This window comes from Moorena sp. SIO2C4 (assembly GCF_010672485.1).
Classification (GTDB): Bacteria; Cyanobacteriota; Cyanobacteriia; order Cyanobacteriales; family Coleofasciculaceae; genus Moorena; species Moorena producens.
Window position 1 is genome coordinate 1 of the sequence record NZ_JAAHGN010000332.1, and the last position, 7,094, is coordinate 7,094.

A 7,094-nucleotide genomic window follows, 5' to 3' on the forward strand; every position below is an offset into this window, starting at 1 on the left:
TTGTCACCAAAACATCCACGGGGGCAAGTCGAAAGACTAGGATATCCAGGAGCCGGATGAGGGGAAACTTTCACGTCCGGATTTGAAGGAGAGGTGCCCTGGGTAATACCAGGCATCGACTCTAATCAAACCGCTTTTACTAATTTCTTTGCCGGTCGAGCTAAGTATCCTAACTTCAAGAAAAAACGTAATGGTGGTAGTGCAGAATTTACTAAGTCAGCATTCAAATGGGAAGATGGTAAAGTCTATCTTGCCAAATGTAAAGAACCTTTACGGATTCGTTGGAGTCGTCAGTTACCTGCAAACTGCACTCCAAGTATTGTTACAGTTAGCTTAGACCCATCTGAGCGGTGGCAGATCTCAATTAGGTTTGATGACCATAGAGATTTGAGCTTACCGACCACAGATAAACAAGTTGGCTTGGACTTAGGAGTTACTAGCCTGATCACAACAAGCGACGGAGATAAAATTGCCAATCCCAAACATTTGAAAAAGCTCAATAAAAAGCTAGCTAAATACCAAAAAGCTTTGTCACGAAAACAAAAAGGTTCTAATAATCGTTACAAAGCCAGGTTAAAGGTTGCCAGGGTGCAGGCACAAATCAAAGACTCTAGACGAGATTTTACCCACAAGCTAACTACTCAACTGGTCAGAGAAAACCAATTGATTGCGTTTGAAGATTTAGCTGTGAAAAATCTGGTCAAAAATCACAAACTAGCTCAAGTTATCAGTGACGCCAACTGGGCGGAAATAATTCGTCAGATTAAGTACAAGTCTCAATGGTATAATCGAGAAGCCATTTCCATTGATAAGTGGTTTCCTAGTAGCAAACTGTGTTCTGTTTGCCTAAATCGTGTTGAGTCTTTACCTTTGAATATTCGGGAATGGGATTGCCTATCCTGCAATGCTCACCACGATCGTGATATCAATGCATCAATTAACATTTTGGCGGCAGGACTTGCCGTGTCAGTCTGCGGAGCGACCGTAAGACCCGAAGAGAGTAAATCTCGGAAGGCTGGTGCGAAAAACTCCCCCAAGGGGAGAAGGAAACAGAAACCTAAGTCGTGAGTCTTAGGAATCCCTCGTTATAATCTTTGATTTAACCAGGGAGGATGTCAAAAGTATATCTATAGCCCACTGTTGGTGATTTTATCTTTTCTTTGTCATGACCCTAAACCTTTACAATACCTTAACCCGCCGCAAGGAATCCTTTGAGCCATTGGAAACTGGTAAAGTCCGGATGTACTGCTGCGGCATTACGGTGTATGACTTGTGCCACTTGGGTCATGCTAGAACCTGTATTGTCTGGGATACCGCTCGTCACTACTTACAATGGCGGGGCTATGAGGTAAATTATGTCCAAAATTTTACAGATATTGATGATAAAATCCTAAACCGAGCGCGAAGGGAAGGCACCTCTATGGAGGCAGTGTCGGAACGCTTCATTGATGCCTATTTTGAAGATATGGCAAGGCTGAATGTCCAAGAGGCTAATGCTTACCCCCGCGCGACTCATAGCTTAGATGGAATCAAGCGACTGGTGTGTGAGTTGGAACAAAAGGGCTATGCTTACGAAGCAGATGGGGATGTGTACTATTCAGTGCGTCGGTTTGAGGAGTATGGCAAACTCTCTGGGCGCAAGTTAGAGGATTTGCAAGCAGGAGCCAGTGGACGGGTGGATGTAGCCGACTCGGTTGGGCCTAAGAAGAAAGACCCCTTTGATTTTGCGGTTTGGAAAAGCGCTAAGCCAGAGGAACCATCCTGGGAATCCCCTTGGGGACCTGGTCGTCCAGGTTGGCATATTGAATGCTCGGCGATGGTGCGAGAAATGCTGGGGGAAACGATTGATATTCATACTGGTGGCTCTGACTTGGTTTTCCCCCACCACGAAAATGAAATTGCTCAATCGGAAGCAGTAACTGGTAAAAGCCTAGCCCGTTATTGGTTACACAATGGCATGGTCAAGGTGGATGGAGAGAAAATGTCTAAGTCTTTAGGCAACTTTACTACTATCCGAGACTTACTCGACCGTCCCGTTGACCCCATGGCAGTGCGGCTATTTGTGTTAATGGCGCAATACCGTAAACCAATAGATTTTACTGATGATGCGATCGCATCTGCTACCAATGGCTGGCAAACTCTCAAAGAAGGCTTGCTGTTTGGTCATAACTATGGTATACAATTAGGATGGCAAGACCAATCAGCCACACCCAAACCATCACAACCCTTGCAGGATGACTTATCAAATAAAACCATAGCGCAACAGTTCCAAGAAGCCGTAGATGACGACTTAAACTTTGCTGGAGGGTTAGCGGTATTGTTTGAAGTGGCCAAAGGGTTACGCCGGGAAGGCAATATCCTCGTACATCAGGGTAAAACCGAGACTCCTGCTTCAGAATTAGAGCAGCAATGGCGTAGTCTCGTGGAATTAGCCGAGGTATTAGGGTTAGAAGCACAACCGGAAGAAGAAGCTGAAGTTTCTACGGATGGATTGAGTGATGGGGAAATTGAAGCACTGATTCAGCAGCGGGCTGAAGCACGGAAAACCAAGAACTTTGAATTAAGCGATCGCATTCGCGATGACTTGCAAGCTCAAGGGATTACGTTGATTGACCAGGGTGGTGGCGTTACCACATGGCATCGCAATTAAGGCTGAATTGTGAAAACTACAGCTGAATTGTGAAGGTTTCGGCTTAATTGTGAAGACTTGAGGGTGAATTGTGAAGGTTGTCCAGAATGCCGAATGTAGAATGCCGAATGTAGAATTCCAAATGTAGAATATAGGATGCCAAATGTAGAATGAAGAATTCCGAATGTAGAATTACCAATTCTTAATTCTTAGTTCTAAATTCTAAATTCTAAATTCTAAATTCTAAATTCTAAATTCTTAGAGGTTGTCTGAGAAGTCTCATTTGCTACATCCAAGCCCCCTAAATCCCCCAATTTTGGGGGACTTTTACCAGCCAATTGATTCTTGTTCCCCCCAGAATTGGGGGGCTAGGGGGGCAAAATTCAATATCAAAAAACTTTTCAGATATCCTCTAAATTCTAAATTCTAAATTCTAAATTCTACATTCTACATTCTAATAGGTCAATTCAAAGTCAAATTCCAGACCAAATTGTGCCATTCTTGATTGGTATAGAGCATCAAAAATACTAGTCTCTTCTGAAGAAAAGTGGTTTTTCCAATCTCCTACAATTCCTTTGCGCATATGTTTGGGGATACCTTCTCGCTGAGGCACCCAATCCAGATTAGCTTTGGGATTGATTGCCATTGCCGAAAATTCACTACCAGCAACCACAGCATCGAGTAAATCGGAGGTTAAGGGAATATCTATAAAGCTAGCAACATCGGTAACGACTTGAGCTAAATCCTTTTTCATGTCTTCGTACTTGACAAACATGACATTATCTGAATCTTGGCTTGCTTTCCACCATTCCCAAACGTGATCGAATATTGAGCCATAGGCCACCTTGCCTTCACGATATAGCGTAATAAATTCGCTCCAACTCCCCTCGTATCCCATTTTGCTCAATGCATGATAATAATAGGAAACAGCATTATCCTTAGGATTGCGAGCCACATAAATATACTTTGCTTTAGTTTCGCCAAACATTGGCATCAAAGACAACGGTAAATGAGTGTGAAAGTAACGGCGATCGCTAGGAGTTTTAATCAGATTCTCTAAACCTCCATAACGAGTTGCTGCACCTTCTAACCAAGGAACTGCTTCACTCAATACTTTGTCCCCTTGCTCTCCATTGTGAGCAAGCAAGTGAACAATCTGCTCCATCCATGTCGTACCAGATTTAGGATAGGCGACAACAAAGGTATCCCGATCCCCGACTCTAAAGTCCTTAAGGGCATCGATTTCCTTCTGGGTAATGAAAGCTGGAAAGACAATTAGACCTTCTGGATTCTTACCGTCTTTTACCAGTGCTTGCTTATAGTCTGCCATGGATTACAGGCTCTTCCGTACTTGTTATGCTAAATAAACAGTATTTCACAGCGGATCACCGGAACAGCGGATCACCGGAACAGTCGTCAGAGGCCGTATTCAGAAAATTTTGTTAGTTGAATATCCTAATTTTACCTGTAAAGAAAGCTTTCTGAGTTTTTTAACTGGAAATTTAGCATAAAATGTACTGAAGACGCCGCATTTCTCACAAATTTAGCGTTCGCAAACCCTGAAAGCGTTATTAAATCTGGGCTTGACCCTGATCAAAATGAATAGAAAAAACAATACACTGTTTAAACCCTTACCTGTTTAGGTTGGATTTGACTGGATAAGGGCTACAGCTACTAAAACTATCTTTGTGAGAAATCCGGGAGCTACTTTTGCCGTATCTGGTTAGAACCTGCAATATTTATAGTTATCAGGATTAATTTTGACAATTACGGATAAAATCTAATGACCAATTATGTCTATATAGCAACAAGCTTAGATGGATTTATCGCTACAAGTGATGGCGGATTAGATTGGCTAGAAGAAATACCTAACCCCGAACAAAGTGATTATGGATATGCTAAGTTTATGAAAAGCATAGATGCCATAGTGATGGGAAGAAAAACCTTTGATAAAGTTTTAACTTTTGGTCAATGGGTTTATCCAAAACCCGTTTTTGTATTAAGTAATAGCTTAACAAAGCTTCCAGAAAAAGTTTTTGGTAAAGCAGAAATTCTTCGTGGAGATATAAAAAAAATAATTAATCATTTGAATCAAAAGGGATATACAAATCTTTACATAGATGGAGGTAGAGTAATCCAAAGTTTTCTTCAAGAAGACCTTGTTGATGAAATGATTATTACTCGCGTTCCAATTCTTTTGGGAAAAGGCGTTCCTTTATTTGGAACCCTAGAACAACATCTTAAATTACGACACAAAAAAACTGAAATATATAATGATACTTTAGTAAAAAGCTACTATATAAGAGAGAAAAATATTGAATTATAATTAAAAATATATACAAATAGCATTTACTTTTTCTGCCATTAGTCCAATGAAACTTAGACAATCGTTGATCTGGGTAATTTCTTTGGGATTAGTTGCCCTTTTGGGAATTACTTGGCTGATTATCAATCAAGACAATCCTCTGGAACAGTTACGGGAAACAAAAAATTGTCAAAACTGTAATTTAGCAGGGCTAGAACTTTCCAGATATGATTTAAAAGGAGCGAATCTCGAAAAGGCTAATTTAGAAGGGGTTAACTTAGCGGGAGCTAATCTAGAAAAGGCTAATTTGGTAGGGGTCAATTTAGAGGGAGCTAACCTCGAAAACGCTAACCTGAAAAAAGCTAACCTCAGTGGGGCTAATCTCCGTAGAGCTAACCTGAAAAAAGCTGATCTTGTTTGGAGCAACTTCACAGAAGCTAACTTAGAACAAGCTAATCTCCAAGAAGCCAACTTATCAAATATTTTCGCCAAAGCAATTAAGCTCGAAAGAGCTAACCTCAGGGAAGCTAATTTATCAAAAGCCAATCTGGTAGGGATTAATATGAGTGGAGTGAACCTGGAGAAAGCCAATCTCCAAGAAGCAACACTGGCTGAGCTGAATACAAGTGCTTCATTGCCATTCGATCATTATTTAATAAGTGCCAATCTCAGGGGGGCGAACTTGATGGGAGCTAATCTTGAACGGGCTGACTTGAGGGGAATTGACCTCTCCGATGCCAACCTCTCCGACGCTAGCCTCAAGGGAGCACAACTAGACTATACCTTGGAGCTTACTGATTGGGGTTCTCCCAACAAAGTTTACCGTGCCAACCTCAAGGGGGCGAACTTAACCAATACCATCATGCCCGATGGTAGCACCAATCAATAGGGATACTCTTAAACCGGGATTAATTTAGCTATCAGCTATCAGCTATCAGCTTAAGCGCTACGCGCACGCTACTTGAGGTGCTATCAGCTATCAGCTATCAGCTAATGCGCGTAGCACAATCGGTACTTTTGAATAAAATAAGCTGACCACTGACCACTGACCACTGACGGCTGAATGCTAACAGATTAAGAAATACCCCGATCAAAATCAGGTGTGATTTTAGCGATCGCGTTTGGCGATCAACTTACGATTTATTTTATCGAAACTTAGCATAATCTTGATCTAAGCTTTACGTTTCTTAACCAAATAGTATTCACAATTCATCTACTATTCCTTTAAACAACGGGAAAAGCCGTCTGGGGCAGTGCCAAAGTTCACAGATGTGATCAGCTTATGCTGGTGCGCATCAAGCAATGCCATAACCTAAAGACAGGATTAAATCCCCAAAATTGTTTAGTTTTATTAAGAAAACCCCAAAAAGACGGTTTTTGTTCACCTTTGGTGTAACCTATCCCTAAGCTTCGGCAAATTTTCTGTATATATTAGCACATTTTGAAATACCGATACGCCATGTTAAGGCAATGTAAGCTATCAGCTATCAGCTATCAGCTATCAGGTATCAGCAGTAGGCCACGCTACGCGAATGGCTGAGGGCTGACCGCTAAGGGCTGAATGCTTACAGGGCAATTATCGGTGGTTGCTCTATATCCAGAAGCTAGTCAAGCGTAAATAGTAAATTTAGTCTATTACTAATAAAACTATGAACCAAAACAAGCGTCAGGCATACTGGCGTGCCAACATCGCATTAATTCGGAATCTCTTAATTGTTTGGGCATTCGTATCCGTTGTATGTAGCATTCTGCTTGTAACATTACTGAACAACGTCAGTGTAGGGAATATTCCCCTAGGCTTCTGGATGGCACAACAAGGTAGTATTTTTACCTTTGTCGTCCTAATTTTTATCTACGCTATACAGATGGATAAAATTGACCGTAAATACAAAAAGTAATGTTTACTGTTGGTAAATAAATTGGGAAATAAATGGCTTTGCTTAACTAAACTATATTTTTATAGTTAGCAATTAAGAATTGTAATAGGGCAATTCTATAGTACTTTCCAATAAAAAAAATACCGTTTTTTTATTACCAACAATCCCTATATAGGGTTTCTCATAGTAATGATGTACATAGGATTTTGTCCCGATTCCCGATTCCCGATTCCCGATTCCCTGCGCGCAGCGCTATAGCAATTATTCAGACAAGTAAATATCT

At 41.1% G+C, this 7,094-nt stretch carries 5 protein-coding genes and 1 pseudogene; 5 read left to right on the plus strand and 1 reads right to left on the minus strand.

The annotated features are described in order from the left end of the window. Window positions 1-111: 111 nt before the first annotated feature. Together F6K20_RS17910 and cysS are read left to right on the plus strand one after the other, a co-directional pair. Window positions 112-1,068: pseudogene (locus F6K20_RS17910) on the plus strand (RNA-guided endonuclease InsQ/TnpB family protein); the annotation flags it as partial. Between the two features lie 97 nt (window positions 1,069-1,165). Next, window positions 1,166-2,650, plus strand: a complete 1,485-nt coding sequence (gene cysS / locus F6K20_RS17915) for a cysteine--tRNA ligase (RefSeq protein WP_287295528.1) — start codon at window positions 1,166-1,168, stop codon at window positions 2,648-2,650. Window positions 2,651-3,083: 433 nt separating this feature from the next. On the opposite strand, the gene F6K20_RS17920 is transcribed toward cysS, so the two are convergent. After that, window positions 3,084-3,959 (minus strand): sulfotransferase domain-containing protein, encoded by an 876-nt coding sequence (locus tag F6K20_RS17920; protein ID WP_071105104.1) that lies wholly within the window; start codon window positions 3,957-3,959, stop codon window positions 3,084-3,086. A gap of 453 nt (window positions 3,960-4,412) precedes the next feature. On the opposite strand from F6K20_RS17920, the gene F6K20_RS17925 reads away from it, so the two are divergent. The 3 genes from F6K20_RS17925 to F6K20_RS17935 all read left to right on the plus strand — a co-directional run bounded on the left by F6K20_RS17925 (window position 4,413) and on the right by F6K20_RS17935 (window position 6,832). Further along, the gene (locus F6K20_RS17925) at window positions 4,413-4,955 is read left to right on the plus strand and encodes a dihydrofolate reductase family protein (RefSeq protein ID WP_287251118.1); all 543 of its coding nucleotides are present in this window, start codon (window positions 4,413-4,415) and stop codon (window positions 4,953-4,955) included. 46 nt (window positions 4,956-5,001) lie between these two features. After that, complete coding sequence (locus F6K20_RS17930; protein WP_287251117.1) at window positions 5,002-5,823, plus strand: pentapeptide repeat-containing protein; 822 nt, start codon at window positions 5,002-5,004, stop codon at window positions 5,821-5,823. A gap of 760 nt (window positions 5,824-6,583) precedes the next feature. After that, window positions 6,584-6,832, plus strand: a complete 249-nt coding sequence (locus F6K20_RS17935; protein ID WP_008185921.1) for a DUF4212 domain-containing protein — start codon at window positions 6,584-6,586, stop codon at window positions 6,830-6,832. The last annotated feature ends 262 nt before the right edge of the window (window positions 6,833-7,094 follow it).